Source organism: Mycobacterium sp. URHD0025 (genome assembly GCF_000426065.1).
In the GTDB taxonomy this organism is placed as follows: Bacteria; Actinomycetota; Actinomycetes; order Mycobacteriales; family Mycobacteriaceae; genus Mycobacterium.
Window position 1 is genome coordinate 34,530 of record NZ_AUEQ01000013.1, and the last position, 17,355, is coordinate 51,884.

21 protein-coding genes are annotated in these 17,355 nt (G+C 66.2%); 6 read left to right on the forward strand and 15 right to left on the reverse strand.

The genetic code is table 11. The features are described 5' to 3' along the window. Positions 1 to 17 precede the first annotated feature (17 nt). Entirely contained in the window at positions 18 to 1,037 is a 1,020-nt protein-coding gene (locus tag H977_RS0120525; protein ID WP_029109622.1) for an alcohol dehydrogenase catalytic domain-containing protein, read from the forward strand. After that, positions 1,034 to 1,534 (forward strand): DUF302 domain-containing protein, encoded by a 501-nt coding sequence (locus H977_RS0120530; protein ID WP_029109623.1) that lies wholly within the window; start codon positions 1,034 to 1,036, stop codon positions 1,532 to 1,534. The genes H977_RS0120525 and H977_RS0120530 overlap by 4 nt, the downstream gene beginning before the upstream one ends. 90 nt (positions 1,535 to 1,624) lie before the next feature. On the opposite strand, the gene H977_RS0120535 is transcribed toward H977_RS0120530, so the two are convergent. After that, positions 1,625 to 3,025 (reverse strand): glycine--tRNA ligase, encoded by a 1,401-nt coding sequence (locus tag H977_RS0120535; protein WP_029109624.1) that lies wholly within the window; start codon positions 3,023 to 3,025, stop codon positions 1,625 to 1,627. Positions 3,026 to 3,197: 172 nt separating this feature from the next. Here H977_RS0120535 and H977_RS0120540 point away from each other — a divergent pair, with 172 nt between their 5' ends. Further along, the gene (locus tag H977_RS0120540) at positions 3,198 to 3,491 is read left to right on the forward strand and encodes an ArsR/SmtB family transcription factor (protein ID WP_231396030.1); all 294 of its coding nucleotides are present in this window, start codon (positions 3,198 to 3,200) and stop codon (positions 3,489 to 3,491) included. After that, complete coding sequence (locus H977_RS0120545) at positions 3,488 to 3,886, forward strand: Fur family transcriptional regulator (protein WP_029109626.1); 399 nt, start codon at positions 3,488 to 3,490, stop codon at positions 3,884 to 3,886. Before H977_RS0120540 ends, H977_RS0120545 begins: the two co-directional genes overlap by 4 nt. Before the next feature lie 18 nt (positions 3,887 to 3,904). Here H977_RS0120545 and H977_RS0120550 read toward each other — a convergent pair whose 3' ends face one another. The 5 genes from H977_RS0120550 to recO all read right to left on the reverse strand — a co-directional run bounded on the left by H977_RS0120550 (position 3,905) and on the right by recO (position 7,031). Continuing rightward, entirely contained in the window at positions 3,905 to 4,264 is a 360-nt protein-coding gene (locus H977_RS0120550; protein WP_029109627.1) for a hypothetical protein, read from the reverse strand. Positions 4,265 to 4,429: 165 nt separating this feature from the next. Continuing rightward, positions 4,430 to 4,867 carry an NUDIX hydrolase gene (locus tag H977_RS0120555; protein WP_051288974.1) on the reverse strand — a complete coding sequence of 146 codons (438 nt, stop codon included), beginning with the start codon at positions 4,865 to 4,867 and terminating at the stop codon, positions 4,430 to 4,432. Next, positions 4,864 to 5,307 (reverse strand): hypothetical protein, encoded by a 444-nt coding sequence (locus H977_RS0120560; RefSeq protein ID WP_029109629.1) that lies wholly within the window; start codon positions 5,305 to 5,307, stop codon positions 4,864 to 4,866. The genes H977_RS0120555 and H977_RS0120560 overlap by 4 nt, the downstream gene beginning before the upstream one ends. A gap of 40 nt (positions 5,308 to 5,347) precedes the next feature. Next, positions 5,348 to 6,241 carry a decaprenyl diphosphate synthase gene (locus H977_RS0120565; protein WP_029109630.1) on the reverse strand — a complete coding sequence of 298 codons (894 nt, stop codon included), beginning with the start codon at positions 6,239 to 6,241 and terminating at the stop codon, positions 5,348 to 5,350. Then, the gene (gene recO, locus H977_RS0120570) at positions 6,177 to 7,031 is read right to left on the reverse strand and encodes a DNA repair protein RecO (protein ID WP_029109631.1); all 855 of its coding nucleotides are present in this window, start codon (positions 7,029 to 7,031) and stop codon (positions 6,177 to 6,179) included. The genes H977_RS0120565 and recO overlap by 65 nt, the downstream gene beginning before the upstream one ends. A gap of 63 nt (positions 7,032 to 7,094) precedes the next feature. On the opposite strand from recO, the gene H977_RS0120575 reads away from it, so the two are divergent. Next, positions 7,095 to 8,603, forward strand: coding sequence for an amidase (locus H977_RS0120575; RefSeq protein WP_029109632.1), 1,509 nt, complete (start codon positions 7,095 to 7,097; stop codon positions 8,601 to 8,603). On the opposite strand, the gene era is transcribed toward H977_RS0120575, so the two are convergent. The 9 genes from era to hrcA form a co-directional block, all read right to left on the reverse strand. Next, a complete protein-coding gene (gene era / locus H977_RS0120580) occupies positions 8,600 to 9,499 on the reverse strand; it encodes a GTPase Era (RefSeq protein WP_029109633.1) in 900 nt (299 codons plus the stop codon). The two genes, H977_RS0120575 and era, sit on opposite strands and share 4 nt — an antisense overlap. A 70-nt stretch (positions 9,500 to 9,569) precedes the next feature. Next, positions 9,570 to 9,887 carry a cytidine deaminase-like protein gene (locus H977_RS0120585; protein ID WP_029109634.1) on the reverse strand — a complete coding sequence of 106 codons (318 nt, stop codon included), beginning with the start codon at positions 9,885 to 9,887 and terminating at the stop codon, positions 9,570 to 9,572. Then, positions 9,880 to 11,181: a hemolysin family protein gene (locus tag H977_RS0120590; protein ID WP_029109635.1), complete on the reverse strand. Its 1,302-nt coding sequence runs from the start codon at positions 11,179 to 11,181 to the stop codon at positions 9,880 to 9,882. The genes H977_RS0120585 and H977_RS0120590 overlap by 8 nt, the downstream gene beginning before the upstream one ends. Further along, the gene (gene ybeY, locus H977_RS0120595; RefSeq protein ID WP_029109636.1) at positions 11,178 to 11,714 is read right to left on the reverse strand and encodes an rRNA maturation RNase YbeY; all 537 of its coding nucleotides are present in this window, start codon (positions 11,712 to 11,714) and stop codon (positions 11,178 to 11,180) included. The genes H977_RS0120590 and ybeY overlap by 4 nt, the downstream gene beginning before the upstream one ends. Next, positions 11,711 to 12,760 carry a PhoH family protein gene (locus H977_RS0120600; RefSeq protein ID WP_029109637.1) on the reverse strand — a complete coding sequence of 350 codons (1,050 nt, stop codon included), beginning with the start codon at positions 12,758 to 12,760 and terminating at the stop codon, positions 11,711 to 11,713. The genes ybeY and H977_RS0120600 overlap by 4 nt, the downstream gene beginning before the upstream one ends. Before the next feature lie 286 nt (positions 12,761 to 13,046). Then, positions 13,047 to 13,814, reverse strand: coding sequence for a hypothetical protein (locus H977_RS0120605; RefSeq protein WP_155946745.1), 768 nt, complete (start codon positions 13,812 to 13,814; stop codon positions 13,047 to 13,049). Between the two features lie 38 nt (positions 13,815 to 13,852). Next, positions 13,853 to 14,602 (reverse strand): 16S rRNA (uracil(1498)-N(3))-methyltransferase, encoded by a 750-nt coding sequence (locus tag H977_RS0120610; protein WP_029109639.1) that lies wholly within the window; start codon positions 14,600 to 14,602, stop codon positions 13,853 to 13,855. A gap of 16 nt (positions 14,603 to 14,618) precedes the next feature. Next, positions 14,619 to 15,761, reverse strand: a complete 1,143-nt coding sequence (gene dnaJ / locus H977_RS0120615) for a molecular chaperone DnaJ (RefSeq protein WP_029109640.1) — start codon at positions 15,759 to 15,761, stop codon at positions 14,619 to 14,621. Between the two features lie 44 nt (positions 15,762 to 15,805). Further along, the gene (gene hrcA / locus H977_RS0120620) at positions 15,806 to 16,837 is read right to left on the reverse strand and encodes a heat-inducible transcriptional repressor HrcA (RefSeq protein ID WP_029109641.1); all 1,032 of its coding nucleotides are present in this window, start codon (positions 16,835 to 16,837) and stop codon (positions 15,806 to 15,808) included. A 203-nt stretch (positions 16,838 to 17,040) separates the two neighbouring features. Here hrcA and H977_RS0120625 point away from each other — a divergent pair, with 203 nt between their 5' ends. Further along, positions 17,041 to 17,355: a type II toxin-antitoxin system VapB family antitoxin gene (locus H977_RS0120625; protein WP_029109642.1), complete on the forward strand. Its 315-nt coding sequence runs from the start codon at positions 17,041 to 17,043 to the stop codon at positions 17,353 to 17,355.

The window sequence follows — 17,355 nt, forward strand, 5'->3', positions numbered from 1 at the left end:
ATCCGAGGAGAGTGGATATGTCGACCTATCGCGCCTATCAGGTGACCGGACAACGGCAGTTCGATCTGGTCGAACGCGAACTGGTTCCGCCGTCGTACGGTCAAGTGCGTGTGCGCGTGCTCAGCTGCGGGGTGTGCCACAGCGACGTGCTGGCGGTCGAAGGTCAGCGACCGGCGCCGGAACAACCTGTGGTGCCCGGTCACGAAATCGTCGGTGTGGTCGACGCGATCGGCGACGGAGTCCACGCCTGGAAACCCGGCGACCGGGTGGGTTTGGGGTTCCTCGGAGGCCAGTGCAACGAGTGCGAGTTCTGCCGCCGCGGCGATTTCGTGAACTGTACCGATCAGCCCAAGCCGGGCACCACCGTCGACGGCGGCTACGCGGAGGTGGTGTACGCCCGCGCATCGGGCCTCGTCCGCGTGCCCGAGGAACTGACGCCGACTACCGCCGCTCCCCTGTTGTGTGCCGGCGTCACTGTGTTCAACGCACTGCGCGCAACTGCGGCCCCGCCCGGCGCGCTGGTCGCGGTCCAGGGCATCGGCGGGCTCGGCCACCTCGGAGTGCAATATGCCAAGAAGCTCGGATATCGCGTTGCGGCGATCGCCCGTGGAGCCGAAAAAGCCGATCTGGCAAAGGTACTGGGCGCCGACCACTACATCGACAGTGCAGCCGCCGACCCTGGCGCTGAACTCAACGCGCTCGGCGGAGCCACCGCTGTCGTCGCCACCGCGGCCAGCGGCGCCTCGATGAGCCCTCTGACCGCGGGGTTACGGCCGCGGGGACAGCTTGTCGTGGTCGGGGTGGCCGCGGATCCGATCGCGGTCAGCACCGCCGACTTGATCCTCGGCGGGCGCAGCATCATCGGCAGCCTGACCGGCTCGGCGATCGACAACGAGGACAACCTTGCGTTCAGCCTCGCCAACGGCATTTCCCCGATGGTCGAGGTGATGCCGTTCGAAGATGCGCCAAAGGCCTACGAGCGGATGATGTCCGGTCAGGCCCGCTTCCGGGCGGTCCTGGAGGTCGGGGTCCAATGAGTACCACAGTCGATCACGCGAGCCGGCGGCTGTTGATCAGCCTGCCTGACGCCTACGAGGATGCCCGTGCTCGATACGAAACGCTGGTCCCCGCAGTCGACATGGCGGGCTTCGCGGCGGCATCACATTGGGACGATGTGCTGGCCGAAGCCAAAGCGCAGGCCCCGCACGGGTTCCTGCGCTACTTCCGCGGTGATGTGGCCAGCACAATGGCGGGCTCTGGCACCACCTGGCAGTCCACCGAGTACCTGATGGGCAATCACACCATCGCTGAACGCATGTACCGCCACGATCCATCGGTCATGCTGCATGCTCCGTTGCGCACGCTCCTGTACGAAGGCGCTCACGGCTCCGTCTTTGCGGTGGACCAGCCCAGCCTGTTGTTCGCCAGCTATGGCAACCCCGAGATCGCGGCCGTAGGACGGGAACTCGACGCGTTGCTGGCGACACTGATCGGCCTGCTGGGCGGTGATGTCCCCGACGAACTCACTCGATGAGACGCCGCGGACCCTCTACCCGCGAGCAGACACAAAACTGCCCCATTTCGATTGAAATGGGGCAGTTTTGTGTCTGCTCAGCGAGGAAACTCAGGCGCCCTTGAGCCGCACCGCCAGATAGTCCGACACCTTGTCCAGTGCGATGCGCTCCTGGGTCATGGCGTCGCGCTCGCGGATGGTGACCGCGTTGTCCTCCAGGGTGTCGAAATCGACTGTCACGCAATACGGCGTGCCGATCTCGTCCTGGCGGCGGTAACGCCGGCCGATCGCACCGGCATCGTCGAATTCGACGTTCCAGTTCTTGCGCAGTTCGGCGGCCAGGTCGCGGGCCTTGGGCGACAGGTCGGCATTGCGCGACAACGGCAGGACCGCGGCCTTGACCGGGGCCAGCCGCGGATCGAGCTTGAGCACGGTGCGCTTGTCCACGCCGCCCTTGGCGTTGGGCGCCTCGTCCTCGGTGTAGGAGTCGACCAGGAACGCCATCAACGAGCGGGTCAGACCGGCTGCGGGCTCGATCACGTACGGCACGTAACGGGTGTCGGCGCCCTGATCGTAGAAGGACAGGTCGACACCGGAATGCTTTGCGTGCGTGGACAAGTCGAAGTTGGTGCGGTTGGCGACGCCTTCCAGCTCACCCCACGGGTTGCCGGCGAAACCGAACTTGTACTCGATGTCGACGGTGCCGTCGGAGTAGTGTGACAACTTTTCCTTCGGGTGGTCGTACAGGCGCAGGTTGTCGCGGTTGATGCCGAGGTCGACGTACCACTGCAGCCGCGTCTCGATCCAGTACTTGTGCCACTCCGGCGCGGTCGAGGGCTCGACGAAGAACTCCATCTCCATCTGCTCGAACTCACGGGTGCGGAAGATGAAGTTGCCCGGCGTGATCTCGTTGCGGAAGCTCTTGCCGATCTGGCCGATGCCGAACGGTGGCTTCTTTCGCGCGGTGGTGACCACGTTGGCGAAGTTGACGAAGATGCCCTGGGCCGTCTCCGGGCGCAGGTAGTGCAGACCTTCCTCCGACTCGATCGGGCCGAGATAGGTCTTGAGCATCATGTTGAAGTCACGCGGCTCGGTCCACTGGCCCTTGGTGCCGCAGTCGGGGCAGACGATCTCGTCCATGGAGACGGAGTCGGGATCGACTTCAACCCCATCCTTGGCCGCCTTCTTGGCCGCGTATGCCTCCTGCATGTGGTCCTGGCGATGCCGCTTGTGGCAGTTCAGGCACTCCACGAGCGGATCGTTGAACACGTCGACGTGACCGGAGGCCACCCACACCTGACGGGGCAGGATGATCGCACTGTCCAGACCGACGACGTCGTCGCGGCCGGTGACCATGGATTTCCACCACTGCCGCTTGATGTTCTCCTTGAGCTCGACACCGAGGGGCCCGTAGTCCCATGCGGATTTGGTGCCGCCGTAGATTTCTCCGGACTGGTAGACCAGGCCGCGGCGTTTCGCCAGGTTCGCAACGGTGTCGATAATGGATGCCACGGTGCATCAGCGTAGCGACCAGCCCGCCGCCAGCGATAATCCGGCGCGACCGCGGGAGCGGTTGACATGCGATATCGCGCATGTATTCTGACCCGTAATGGAAACGATTTCCAATATCACGGTAAATCAACACGACGACGCACGCGAGCACGGCGCTGCCCCGGCGTCGGAAATGCCGCCGCGCGAGGTCCTCGACACCGCAGGCGAGCTACTGCGCGCCCTGGCCGCGCCGCTGCGCATCGCCATCGTCCTGCAGCTGCAACAGTCGGGGCGTTGTGTGCATGAACTCGTCGACGCCCTCGCCGTGCCGCAGCCGTTGGTGAGCCAGCACCTGCGGATTCTCAAACAGGCCGGGGTGGTCGCCAGCGAGCGCGCGGGACGCGAGGTGCTCTACCGCCTGGTCGACCATCACCTGGCCCACATCGTCGCCGACGCCGTCGCCCACGCCAGCGAGGAACAGCGGTGACAGGCGCAGTCCGGTCCACCCGCCAGCGCGCGGCCATCGCCGACCTGCTCAACGAGACCGAAGGGTTCCGCTCGGCCCAGGAATTGCACGACGAGCTGCGCCGCCGCGGCCAGGGCATCGGCCTGACCACGGTGTATCGCACGCTGCAAACCATGGCCACCACCGGCAGCGTCGACACCTTGCGCACCGACACCGGCGAGTCGGTCTACCGGCGCTGCTCGGAAGACCATCACCACCACCTGGTGTGCCGGGCCTGCGGCGCGACCGTCGAGATCTCCGGTGGCCAAGTCGAGACCTGGGCCTCCGACGTGGCGCGCGAACACGGCTTCTCCGACGTCAGCCACACCATCGAGATCTTCGGGACGTGCGGCGAGTGCAGCGACGGGATCCGGTGAGCACGAGGGCTCGCGCGGTTAACCCGACAGCACGCGGTAACCCAGCGTGTAGCCGATGCTCCCGGGCACCCCGTTCACCGGGATGTCGAGGAACTTCTCGTTCGGCGTGTTGACGTCGACGGCCTCGATGATCTGATCGCCCAGCGCTTGGTTCGCAGGCCCCGTCAGGCCAAAGTGAATCTGCGCGTCGCTGGTGAATCCCACGAACATCTGATTGTCGAACTCGAACAGATTTCGCTCGAGTTCGCCGTTCGGCTCCAGGTGCACGGTGGTTCGCAGGAATCGGTCCCCGTTGGGGAGAAATACGACGAAGTTCACCTGCTTGGGAAACTCCAGCGGTCCGGACAGGTCCATCAGCTTGAGAAGCGGAAACGCCATTTCAAAACCCCCTGTTGGCATTGAGTAGGTTCCTCTCCCATGCTTCAGCCCTCAGAACGTCCACGGCACGAGTAGTCGACTACCCGACTTGCGCACAGGGGGTGATGCCGGAGAAGGAAAGCGCCTGTCCTACAGCGGATTCTCTGGTTTTGACGACGCCGGGATTCAGACCCGATCGCGGGCCAGCGCGAGCACGGTGTCACGGGTCAGCGGCGCGAGTTCGATGTCGCCGGGCGCATGCAGGTCGATCCACGTCATTTCGGCGATCTCGGCCTGTGCCCGCGGCTCAGCGTCGAGACCGACCAGGTACAGCCAGGCATCGACGGAATGACCGGGCTCATTGGCCGCCGGCGCACTGTGGCGGCCGAGCTCTTCGGCTTCGGACAGCGCGAAACCGACCCCGAGCTCCTCACGAACCTCGCGGGCCAGCGCCTCGATGGGCTGCTCCCCCGGCTCGATCTTTCCGCCCGGTTGCATGAACGCCGTCGTGCCGCGCTTGCGGACCACGAGCAGTCGGTCGTGCTCATCGAGCACCACTGCGGCGACGATCCGAATGACCGGGACTGTGCCCGTCGGCTCCTCGCGCAAGCGCTCGTCGGTCATGTCATCAGGTCCCGGCGCACATCTGCACCCGTGGCCAGCACCATGAGGATCAGCGTGCGCAGAGCGTCGTCGGTCAGCCCGGCCGCCGGGAAGTTGTAGCGCAGCATCACGTCGGCGACCTTCTTGGCCGGCCGTTTCCGCGCCGCGCCTTTGGGAGTCGCGCCGTTGGTGGGTACCTCGACCAACTTCTCCACCAGCACCACCGTGCCCAGCATCGTCTTGCTGGCATGGTCGGACACGCGTTCGCGAATCTTGTTGTTGAGCGGCAGATCCCAGGCCAGTGGCTGCGTCAGCGAGACCATCTCCAGGTCCTCGGCGATCGCCACGACCCGCACCGAAGCCACCGAACCGTCGACCGTCACCGTCAGCGCCCCGTCGGGTTCCTCCACGACGGAGGACACCTCGCCGAGCGCCGAGGACAACCGCTGCAGCAGTGACATTCCCCGGTCGCTACGCTCCTGCCCGCCGGACCCCGCCATGTCAGGCCCGCCCGAAGCGACGGTTGCGGTTCACGTACTCCTCGCACGCCGCCCACAGATCGCGCCGGTCGTAATCCGGCCACAGTTTGTCCTGGAACACGAACTCGGCGTAGGCCGACTGCCACAGCAGGAAGTTGCTGGCCCGCTGCTCCCCCGACGTCCGGATGAACAGGTCCACGTCCGGGATGTCGGGGCGGTGCAGATGCTTGGCGAAAGACGCCTCACTGATCCTGTTCGGCTTGATCTTGCCCTCGACCGCTTCGGCGGCCAGTGCTTGTGCCGCCTCGACAAGTTCGGTACGACCGCCGTAGTTGACGCAGTAGTTGACCGTGATGACGTCGTTGCCGACGGTCATCTGCTCGGCGATGTCGAACTCCTTGATGACGCTGCGCCACATCTTGGGGCGTGACCCGACCCACCGCATGTTCACGCCCATGGCGTTCAGGTTCTCCCGGCGGCGGCGCACCACCTCGCGGTTGAACCCCATCAGGAACCGGACTTCCTCGGTGCTGCGCTTCCAGTTCTCGGTGGAGAACGCGTAGACGCTCAGGTGCTTGATACCCAGTTCGATGGCACCGCAGGTGATGTCGATCAACACCGCCTCGCCCATCTTGTGTCCCTCGGTGCGGCCCAGGCCGCGCTGGGTGGCCCACCGGCCGTTGCCGTCCATCACCACGGCGACATGATTGGGTACCTGATCGGCCGGGATCCGCGGCGCGACGGCCTTGGAAGTGTGCTGTGGCGGGCGGGCGAAGCGGCCGTTGGTGCCGGCCGGGATCTCCGGGAAGACGACGGGCCAGGTCGAGGTGTCCGGGAAGACCGGATAGTCCTCAGGCGCCGGGGGCAGCTGTGGGTAGGTCGACTTGCCCCGCTTCCCGTCCTTCGTCAATGCCATGGCCCATATCCTGCCTGACCAGCGTCGCGCGCTGTTCGGCGACTGTCCGATCGATCCGGTACACCCGCTCGACCAGAGGCAATGTCCGCAGCTGACGCTCCAGGTGCCATTGCAGATGCGCCGCGATCAGTCCACTGGCCTGGCTGCGATGCCCCGATGAGGAGGCTTCGGCGTACTCCCAGTCACCCTCGTGCAGCGCCGACATCAGCTCCAGTACGGGCTGCGGCGGGGTGCTGGATCCGCTGGGCCGACAGTGCACGCACACGCTGCCGCCCGCGGCGACGTGGAATGCCCGGTGCGGACCCGGCGTGGCGCAGCGGGCGCACTCGGTCAGCGCCGGCGCCCACCCGGCGATCGTCATCGCCCGCAACAGATAGGAATCGAGCACCAACTCGCGGGCCCGGCGGCCGTCGGCCACCGCACGCAAAGCGGCCACCGTGAGCCGGTGCAGGTCGGGCATCGGCGCGTGCTCCTCGCCGGCGAGCCGCTCGGCGGTCTCCAACATCGCACACGCGCTGGTGTAGCGGCCGTAGTCACTGACGATGTCGGCGGCGAACGCGTCGATGGCCTGCACCTGGGTGACGATGTCGAGGTTGCGTCCCGGATGCAGCTGCACGTCGATGTGGGCAAACGGCTCCAGCCGTGCGCCGAACTTGCTGCGGGTACGCCGAACCCCCTTGGCCACCGCGCGTACCAAACCATGGTCGCGGGTGAGCAGGGTGACAATCCGGTCGGCCTCGCCGAGCTTGTGCTGGCGCAGCACCACCGCCCGGTCCCGGTACAGCCGCATCGTGACAGTGTCGCACCATGGCGTGACAGGTTCCGTTATGCACCGCCGATATCCTCGAAAGTGATGGCCAAATCCGCGACTTCCGACTCGACTTCTCGCCCTTCTCCGACCCTTTTCCCCACCCTGACCAATCAGCTTTACCAACTTGCCAGCGGCGCAGTCACTTCTGACGAGCTGGTCCGTCAGTCCCTGCACGCCATCACCGCGAGCCAGTCCACCCTCAACGCATTCCGCGTGGTCCTCACCGAGCAGGCACTGGCCGACGCCGCGAAGGCCGACACGGCCCGCGCAGCCGGGAAGCAACTCCCGCTGCTGGGAATCCCGATCGCGGTCAAGGACGATGTCGACATCGCCGGGGTGCCCACCCGGTTCGGAATCGACGGCGAGGTGCGCGTGGCCCCCGCCGACGCGGAGGTGGTGCGTCGCCTCCGGGCCGCCGGCGCGGTGATCGTCGGCAAAACCAACACCTGCGAGCTCGGGCAGTGGCCGTTCACCGGCGGGCCGGGCTTCGGGCACACCCGCAATCCGTGGTCGCGCAAGCACAGCCCGGGCGGTTCTTCGGGCGGCAGCGCCGCGGCCGTGGCCGCGGGCCTGGTGACCGCGGCCATCGGATCCGACGGCGCGGGCAGTGTCCGCATCCCCGCGGCGTGGACGCACCTGGTCGGCATCAAGCCGCAGCGCGGACGCATCTCCACGTGGCCGCTGCCCGAGGCGTTCAACGGCATCACGGTCAACGGGGTGCTGGCTCGCACCGTCACCGATGCGGCCCTGGTGCTCGACGCCGCATCCGGGAACGCCGAAGGCGATCTGCACAAGCCGGCCCCGATCCAAGCCGCCGAATATGTCGGCCGCGCCCCGGGACCGTTGCGGGTGGCAATGTCGACGAAGTTCCCGTTCACCGGCTTCCCGGCCAAATTGCATCCCGAGATCCGCGACGCACTGCAGACCGTCGCCGATCAGCTCGGGCATCTGGGCCACACGGTGGTGGCCAAGGACCCCAACTACAGCCTGCGGATGTCGTGGGACTTCCTGGCCCGCTCGACCGCGGGCCTGCTGGACTGGGCCGATCGGCTCGGCGATGTGCCCTTCGACGACCGGACCGTGGCCAACATGCGAATCGGCCGGCTGCTGTCACAGGATGTGCTCCGCAAGGCCCGTGCGCACGAGGCGGCCGTACAACGCCGCATGTCCTGGATTTTCAATCTCGTCGACGTCATCGTCGCCCCGACCACGGCCCAACCTCCGCCGCTCACACACGAATTCGATCGGCGCGGGTGGTCGGCCACCGAACGCAGCTCGATCGCCGCGTGCCCGGTGACGTGGCCGTGGAACCTGCTGGGGTGGCCGGCGATCAATGTGCCCGCGGGCTTCACCGCCGACGGGCTGCCGATCGGCGTCCAGTTGCTGGGGCCGGCCGACAGTGAGCCGCTGCTGATCTCGCTGGCCGCCGAGTTGGAGGCGATCACCGGTTGGGCCGCCAAACAGCCCGAGGTGTGGTGGACCGCCCCGTCGCAGACCGACGCGTCACAGGCGGCCGCGGCGATCAACGCGCTCGACCGGCAGGCAGGTTAGAAGCCCAGCCGGCCCAACTGCTTGGGGTCACGCTGCCAGTTCTTGGCGATCTTGACTCGCAGGTCGAGATAGACCTTTGTGCCGAGCAGCTTTTCGATCTGGGTGCGGGCCGCGGTGCCGACCTCGCGTAGCCGTGCGCCGCCCTTGCCGATCACGATGCCCTTCTGGCTGTCCCGCTCGACATAGAGAATGGCGTGCACGTCGATGAGGTCGTCGCGGCCCGGCCTTTCCTCGACCTCTTCGATGACAACAGCCAGCGAGTGCGGCAACTCGTCGCGCACGCCTTCCAGGGCGGCCTCGCGGATGAGCTCCGCCATCAACACTTCCTCGGGCTCATCGGTGAGCTCGCCGTCCGGGTAATACGCCGGCCCCTCAGGCAGTTTCGAGACGAGGACATTGGTGAGCACGTCAAGTTGCTCGTTCGCGGTGGCGGACACCGGCACGATCTCGGCGTCGGGGCCGAGGAGTTCGCTGACGGCCATCAATTGCTCGGCGACCCTGTCCTTGGGCACCTTGTCGATCTTGGTGACGACGGCGATCAGCGTGGTTCGGGGCGCCACCGCGCGGATCTGCTGATGGATCCAGCGATCACCGGGACCGATGCGCTCATCGGCGGGGATGCACAGACCGATCACGTCCACCTCGGAATAGGTGTCCTTGACCAGGTCGTTGAGCCGCTGCCCGAGCAGGGTGCGGGGGCGGTGCAGGCCGGGTGTGTCGACGAGGATGATCTGAAAGTCCTCGCGGTGCACGATGCCGCGGATGGTGTGCCGCGTGGTCTGCGGGCGATTCGAGGTGATCGCCACCTTCTGGCCCACCAGAGCGTTGGTCAGCGTCGACTTGCCGGTGTTGGGCCTGCCGACGAAACATACGAAGCCGGAACGGAATTCAGTCATCAGTTCTCCTCGAGCGTGCATACAGATCGCGAAATCCGCTGAATCGACGATCTCAGCGCACACTCGACGGTCATGACGGGTTTCCTGCCCGGTCGGTAACGATCACCGCGGCGTCGGCGGACAATTCCCGCACCGCGGCGACACCTGCGTCGTCGGCGGCGCCGCCGACCAGCACCGCGGCCTCAAGCCCGGTGGCACCGCTGGACACCGCGGCAGCCACCGCCGCCTGCAGCGCGGTCAGCTGCAGCGCCGCCAGCGTCACCGGCGCTCCGGCATAGGTGCGTCCGTCCTGATCTCGCACCGCCGCACCCGACGATGCCTCGGCGCGGCCCATCGCACCCCGCGCCAGCACCACGAGCTTGTTGTCTTCCGCGTCGAGTTCAGTCATCGGTTTCTCGGGTCTCCTGTTTCTCGGATTCAGCTGGGCCCACCAGAACTGTGCCGACCCGCACCCGTCCACGGTGGTCGGATCCTCCCTCGGCGCGCAGCCTCAGGCCGTCCCACATGACCTCGGCGCCGGGCAGCGGCACCCGGCCCAATTCGAATGCCACCAGGCCGCCGACAGTGTCCACGTCGAGATCCTCATCGAACTCCATTTCGTAGAGTTCGCAGAGATCTTCGATCGGCAACCGCGCCGAAACCCGGTACTGCCGATCGCCGAGATCTTCGACCGGGGCCACCTCATCGGTGTCGTACTCGTCGGCGATCTCGCCGACGATCTCCTCAAGCACGTCCTCGATGGTGACCAGTCCGGCGATCGCGCCGTATTCGTCGACGAGCAGTGCCATGTGATTGCGGTCGCGCTGCATCTCGTTGAGCAGTTCGTCGAGCGGCTTGGAGTCCGGGACGAACACCGCCGGGCGCATCACCTGCGCCACGTTGGTGTCGCGGCCACCGTTGGTCGAGTAATAGGTCTGCTGGACAAGATCTTTCAGGTAGACCACGCCGACGACGTCATCAACGTTCTCGCCGATCACCGGGATGCGCGAATGTCCGCTGCGGACCGCCAGTGACGTCGCTTGACCTGCTGATTTATCGCTTTCGATCCACACCATCTCGGTGCGCGGCACCATGACTTCACGGGCCGGGGTGTCGCCGAGTTCGAAAACGGACTGGATCATCCGGCGTTCCTCGTCAGCCACGACACCGCGCTGCTGGGCCAGGTCGACCACCTCACGCAACTCGATCTCGGAGGAGAACGGGCCGTTGCGGAAGCCGCGCCCGGGAGTCAGTGCGTTACCGATCAGCACCAGTAGCCGGCTGATCGGCGTGAGCAAGACTGAAATGGCCTGCAGCGGCAATGCGGCGATCAGCGCAATGGAGTAGGCGTTCTGCCTGCCGACCGTGCGCGGGCCGACGCCGATGGCCACGAAGCTCGTCACCACCATGATCGCGGCCGAGGCCACCAAACCCCAGCTGACACCGAGATGCCCGTCCAAGAAGGACACCAGGAGCACGGTGGCGGAGATCTCGCACGTGATCCGCAGCAGCACAACAAGATTGATGTAGCGTGGGCGTTCTTCGACGACCCGGCCGAGCCGGGCGGCGCCCGGGCGTTCGTCGCGGACGAGTTCCTCGATCCGCGCGATCGAGACGGTGGACAGCGCCGCGTCAATGGCGGCGAACAACCCACCGAACCCGACCAGCACCACGGCGCCGAACAGTGGGAGCAAGCCGGTCACGGTTGATCGAAGTATCGGGACTTGTCCAGCAGCCGCTGGTCTTTCTCGCTCTGCCGGTCGGCGTGATACGACTCGACCTGATCAGCCACCCACTCTTCGAGAAGCTGGCGCTGCAACGCGAACATCTCTTTTTCCTCGTCCGGCTCGGCATGGTCATAGCCGAGCAGGTGTAACACTCCGTGCACGGTCAGTAGGGCCAACTCCTGACCGAGCGAGTGCCCGGCCTTGACGGCCTGCTGTTCGGCGAATTCGGGGCACAACACGATGTCGCCGAGCATGGACGGCCCCGGCTCAGGTGAGTCCGGCCGGCCACCGGGCTCCAATTCGTCCATCGGGAAACTCATCACATCGGTGGGCCCGGGCAGGTCCATCCACCGCATGTGAAGGTCGGCCATGGCGGCGCTGTCGACCAGCACCATGGACAGTTCAGCCGCCGGGTTCACGTCCATCTTGGCGATGACGAAACGCGCGACGCTGATCAGTTCATCCTCGGAGACGTCGATGCCCGACTCGTTGGATACCTCGACGCTCATGATCGACGGGGCCGTCCGTTCGACGACCGGCGTTGGGAACGGTTGAGCAATGCCGGCTCCTCATGTCGGGCGTAGGCGTCGACGATCTCGGACACCAGGCGGTGGCGTACCACGTCGGCACTGGTGAGTTCAGCGAAGTGGATGTCGTCGATGCCGTCGAGGATGTTCATCGCCGCCCGCAGACCCGAGATGTTGCCGCCGGGCAGATCCACCTGCGTAATGTCGCCGGTGACAACGACTTTGGAACCGAACCCAAGTCGAGTCAGGAACATCTTCATCTGCTCGGCGGTGGTGTTCTGCGCCTCGTCGAGGATGATGAAGGCATCATTTAACGTCCTTCCACGCATGTATGCGAGCGGCGCGACCTCGATTACCCCGGCACTCATCAGCTTTGGGATCAGCTCGGGGTCCATCATGTCGTGCAGGGCGTCATAGAGCGGGCGAAGATACGGATCGATCTTCTCGCTCAACGTGCCGGGCAGGAAGCCGAGGCGTTCACCGGCCTCCACCGCGGGGCGCGTCAGGATGATCCGGTTGACCTGCTTGGTCTGCAGCGCGCTGACTGCTTTGGCCATCGCCAGGTACGTCTTGCCGGTACCCGCCGGGCCGATGCCGAACACGATGGTGTGCGCATCGATGGCGTCGACGTAGCGCTTCTGGTTGAGCGTCTTGGGCCGGATGGTCTTGCCGCGGCGGCTCAGGATGTCGAGCGTCAGCACCTCTGCCGGGGACTCGTCCTCGGTGCCGGTCAGAATGGCCACGCTGTGGCGGACCGCCTCCGGACTCACCACCTGGCCGCTGGAGGCGACGGCGATCAGCTCGGCGACCACACGTTCGGCCAGCGCAACGTCGGCCGGCTCGCCGGTAAAGGTGATCTCGTTGCCCCGGGCATGAATGTCGGCGGTCAGAAGTGTTTCGAGGGCCCGCAGATTTTCATCGGCGGAGCCGAGCAGGCCCACGATGATGTCGGGCGGAACGGTGATGCTGCTGCGGACGGATTCCGATGCGGTGGCCGACGAGTCAGCGGTCGTGTCGCGGGGCGTCACGTGGAGTTTTTGCCTGCTTTCCGTGTTTTCATGACGGCTGGCTGCCGTCGTACTGTCGCCAGTTTACCGCTGGTCAATGACACGCCCCAATGATTAGGCGGGCGGCCTGCGGCCACCCCTTCATTGCCCGCCGGCGACGCCGCCGAGCCGCCTGAACGCACAGGTCAGCGCAGGGAGACACTGTGACGAGTGTGTAGCCTGCTGCGACGTCGCCGCCGTCTCAGCGCAAAAGCCTGCACATTCGCCACAGTGCGCCGAAATGAGGTGGTCGGCCGCCGGCTCCGATCTAACCAGCGAACGCGTCCACCGCGGCCTGCACCGCATCGTCGTCCGGGTCGGCATACGCTTTTCGTGACCGGCTTTCGTAGTAGAGCAACTGGCCACAGCGCTCGGCGGTACCGGGGACAGTTCCCCCGCTCGTGATCACGTTGCCGGTCTTGGCCTCGCGGAAGGTGATTTCGTATTCGACGGAGTAGTAGTCGACGGTAACTGGATTCCCGTCATCGTCGTCGACGCACGAAAGGGATTTCACCTCGCTGCCCTTCTTTCGCTCCAGGCAGGCAACCACATTGATCTTGGTGGGGTCGCCGGATTTAGCCCATTTGTTGCCGGACACCGAAAACCACATTTCGTCTACGAGCCCAAGGCCCTTGAAGAATGCCGCGACGTTGTACGGCTTGCCATACTCGGCCGCATTGGTGATGCGATCGTTGTCGCACGCATCCGAGAAGTCATGTGCCGACTGTGCGACTCGATCTTGACCCTCTTCACTCACCTTGTAGATCTCGTAACCCATGAATCCGACAAACGAGATGCCTAGAACAGCGATGACGGCGACGATCGCAATACCGAGCCCCGACTTCTTCGGCCGTATAGGCGGTCGTGCCGGGGACCAGTACGGCGGCTGCCCGTACGGGGGTTGCGGCGGCGGCCAATGCGGGGGCTGCTGCCCGTAAGGCGGCTGGCCGTAAGGCGGCTGTTGGCCAAACGGCGGCTGCTGCCCGTAAGGCGGCCGGCCGTACGGCGGTGGTGGGCCTTGCGGCGGAAAACTCACAACTGGAGCGTAATGCCTGGCCAGGCCCTCGGTTGGCGCTAAATGTCCCAGCGCGTAGTCAGTGCACCGATGGCCCCGAGCGCCACGGCTGCCGCCGTGGATGTCCGCAGCACGGTCGGGCCCAACCGGACTGCCTTCGCGCCGGCCCCGGTCAGCGCGGCGATCTCCTCATCGGCGATGCCGCCTTCCGGCCCGACGATGAGTATCAGCGAATCCGCTTGGGCCAGAGGCAGTTCGGCAAAGGGCTCGGTGGCCGACTCGTGCAACGCCAGCACCACCGCTCCCCCGGCCACAGCGTCGGCGACGCGCTGGGTCAACGCAGACGTGGAGACGACACCGTCGACGGTGGGCACATATGCGCGCCGCGACTGGCGGGCCGCCGAGCGAGCCACTGCTTCCCAGCGCCGCAGGCCCTTGTCCACCTTCGGGCCGTCCCAGCGCGCCACGCACCGAGTCGCCTGCCAGGCGACGAAGCCATCCGCGCCGGCCTCGGTCGCCAGCTCGACGGCCAGCTCCGATCGATCGGATTTGGGTAGCGCCTGCACCACGGTGACCGTCGGGCGCGCCGCCGCGATGGCGACCCGCTCGGTCACCCGCGCCGACAGCCGGCCCTTGGCGGTCTCCTCGACGACACAATGCGCCAACGTGCCTGCGCCGTCGCTCAGGTCGATCTGTTCGCCGACGCGGATGCGACGCACGTTGGACGCGTGGAAGCCCTCGTCGCCGTCGACGACGGCCAACTCGCCTGCGCCCGGCAGCGCGTCGACGTAGAAAAGCGCTGCACTCACGCCAGTCAGCTCCGTGTCAGCGGCCGGAGAACGTCTCACGCAGGCGGCTGAACAGACCACCGGAAGCCGCCGAAGCCTGTGTGGTGCGCACCTCCGCCGCGTCGCGGCTGCGGTTCTCCTTCAGCTTGCGCAGCAGTTCGGTGTCGGTGCTGTCGAGCCGCGCCGGCACCACGACGTCGATGTGGGCGTGCAGGTCGCCGCGCACCCCGGAACGCAGATGTGGCATGCCGTGGCCGCGCAACGTCGTCACCGAACCGGGCTGGGTGCCCGGGGCGATGGTCAGCTCGGTCGGCCCGTCAAGGATCGCGTCGACGGTGACGGTCGTGCCCAGCGCAGCGTCGACCATGGGCACCGAGACGGTGCAGTGCAGGTCGTCACCGTCGCGGACAAATATCTCGTGCTGCTTCTCGTGGACCTCGACGTAAAGGTCGCCGGCGGGACCGCCGCCCGGCCCGACCTCGCCCTGGGCCGCCAACCGCACCCGCATGCCGTCGCCGACACCAGCGGGGATCTTGACGCTGATCTCGCGGCGGGCACGCACCCGTCCGTCGCCACCGCACCGGCTGCACGGATCCGGGATGACCTCGCCGATCCCGCCGCAGACGGGGCAGGGACGCGTCGTCATCACCTGGCCCAGCAACGAACGCTGCACGGTCTGAATCTCGCCGCGGCCGTCGCAGGTGTCACAGGTGACGGGCGTGGAATTGCCGTTGGTGCCCTTGCCGTGGCACAGGTCGCACAGAACCGCCGTGTCCACGGTGACCTGTTTGGTCACGCCGGTCGCGCACTCCTCCAGGTCCAACCGCATCCGCAGCAGCGAATCGGCCCCGGGCCGCACCCGGCCGACCGGCCCGCGTGACGCGGTGCCACCACCGAAGAATGCCTCGAACACGTCGCCGAGACCGCCGAAGCCGCTGAACCCACCGGGCGCACCGCCGACCGATTCCATGGGATCGCCACCCATGTCCACGATGCGGCGCTTCTCGGGATCCGAGAGCACCTCGTAGGCGACCTGGATCTCGGTGAACCGAGCCTGCGCCTCCTGATCGGGATTGACGTCGGGATGCAGCTCACGTGCCAACCGTCGATAGGCGCGTTTGATCTCTGAATCGCTCGCGCCTTTGCTCACTCCGAGCAAGCCGTAATAATCGCGTGCCACGCTGACCTTGCCTGACCTTTCCGTGCCGGATGTATCCGGCTGTATTACCGAGTACCTAAGACTTCGCCGATGTACAACGCAACCGCCGCGACATTGGCGATGGTTCCCGGGTAATCCATTCGGGTGGGACCAACCACACCCATTCCGCCGTACACCTTGCCCGAACTGCCGTATGTGGTGCTCACCACGGACGTTCCCAGCATCTGTTCGGCCTCGGTCTCATGACCGATCCGCACGGTCACCTTGCCCGCTTCCTGCTGGGCTGCCAACAACCGCAGCACCACCACCTGCTCCTCCAGTGCTTCCAGCACCGGCCGCAGCGATCCGCCGAAATCAGCGGTGTTGCGGGTCAGGTTGGCGGTGCCACCCAGTAGCAGTCGCTCCTCGGTGTGCTCGACCAGCGTCTCGACCAGGACGGTCGCCGACCGGCCGACTGCATCGGCCAGGGCGCCCTGGCCGTTGAGGTGGGTGGCCAGATCGCTCACCGCGATGGATGCGGCGGAGATCGGTTTGCCTTCGAGTGCCTGCGCCAACATCTCGCGGAGCTTCGACAGGTCATGCTCGTCGATGGCATCGCCGAGCTCCACGATCCGCTGATCCACCCGGCCCGAATCGGTGATGACCACGAGCAGCAGCCGGGCCGGGGTCAGCGCGACCACCTCAAGATGGCGGACCGACGAGGTGGACAGCGTCGGGTACTGCACGATCGCGACCTGCCTGGTCAGCTGTGCGAGCAGCCGAACCGCGCGCCGCAGCACGTCGTCCAGATCCACCCCGGATTCGAGGAAGGACAGGATCGCGCGGCGTTCCGACGACGACAACGGTTTGACGTTGTCGATCCGGTCGACGAACTCGCGGTAGCCCTTCTCCGTGGGTACCCGGCCCGAACTCGTGTGCGGCTGCGCGATGTAGCCCTCGGCTTCCAGCACGGCCATGTCATTGCGCACCGTGGCACTCGACACGCCGAGGTTGTGGCGCTCCACCAACGTCTTGGAGCCGATGGGCTCCTTGGTGGCCACGAAGTCGGCGACGATGGCACGCAGCACCTCGAAACGACGTTCGTCGGCGCTCCCCACCTGTTCACCTACCCTTCGCAGCAGCGATGTCCATATTGCTCGATTCATTTTACTGATCAGCAGCGGGTTTACCGATTGCGCTGTCTCCGGCGGCGGCATTGCGCCGGACGACACCGGCGCGGGCTACGGCCCGCGAGGGTATTAGCCTGGGTAACCATGCCGATGGCAACACCGCGCGACACTGCGACGGACGCGGGCCGGCGATGATCTTCAAAGGCGTCCAGGAGGGCAAGCCGTACCCGGAGCACGGCCTGTCTTACCGGGATTGGTCTCGCATCCCCCCACGCCAGCTGCGCCTCGACGAGCTGGTCACCACCACCACCGTACTGGCGCTGGACCGCCTGTTGTCGGAGGACTCGACGTTCTACGGCGATCTGTTCCCGCACGCGGTGCGGTGGCGCGGCGACATCTATCTCGAAGACGGTCTGCACCGAGCCGTGCGTGCGGCGCTGCGGAACCGCACCATCCTGCATGCCCGGGTTTTCGACATGGACGCACTCGCGCCGAACCAGGCGTAA